The sequence below is a fragment of the Streptomyces sp. SP17BM10 genome, assembly GCF_036322405.1.
Taxonomy (GTDB): domain Bacteria; phylum Actinomycetota; class Actinomycetes; order Streptomycetales; family Streptomycetaceae; genus Kitasatospora.
This window is the reverse complement of the sequence record NZ_JAQYXB010000586.1, coordinates 1-528: the sequence shown is the minus strand read 5'-3', so window position 1 is coordinate 528 and position 528 is coordinate 1. Positions and strand designations below refer to the sequence as shown.

The window sequence follows — 528 nt, the reverse complement described above, 5'->3', positions numbered from 1 at the left end:
TCCCGCTCCGAGTCCGCCAGGACCTCCAGCGCCCCCACCCGCACATCCGGCTCCATCGCCATCCCGGCGAGCACCCGGACGAACCGCTGCACCAGCACCTCGGCGGTCGACCGGTCGAACAGGTCGCTCGCGAACTCCAACCGGCCTCCGAGGCCCGCCGGTCGCCCGTCCCCGGTGAAGTGCTCCCAGGCGTCCAGGGACAGGTCGAACTTGGCGATCCGGTGGTCGACCCGGAACTCCTCGGTCTCCAGCCCCGGCAGCCGCAACGTCGTCCAGGAGTTGTTCTGCAGCACCACCATGGTCTGGAAGAGCGGGTGCCGGGCCGCCGAACGGACCGGGTTCACGACCTCCACCAGCCGGTCGAACGGCACCTCCTGGCGCCCGAAGGCGTCGAGGTCCGCCTCGCGCACCCGGCGCAGCAGCTCCCGGACGCTCGGGTCGCCCGACAGGTCCGTCCGCAGCACCAGCGTGTTGACGAAGAACCCGATCAACTCGTCCAGCGCCTCGTCCGACCGCCCCGCCACCACC

At 71.6% G+C, this 528-nt stretch carries 1 protein-coding gene; it reads right to left on the bottom strand.

Features of this window, described 5'->3' with window-relative positions; translation table 11 throughout:
• A partial coding sequence (locus tag PUR71_RS18840; protein WP_329928196.1) for a condensation domain-containing protein occupies nt 1-528 on the bottom strand: 528 nt, incomplete at both ends.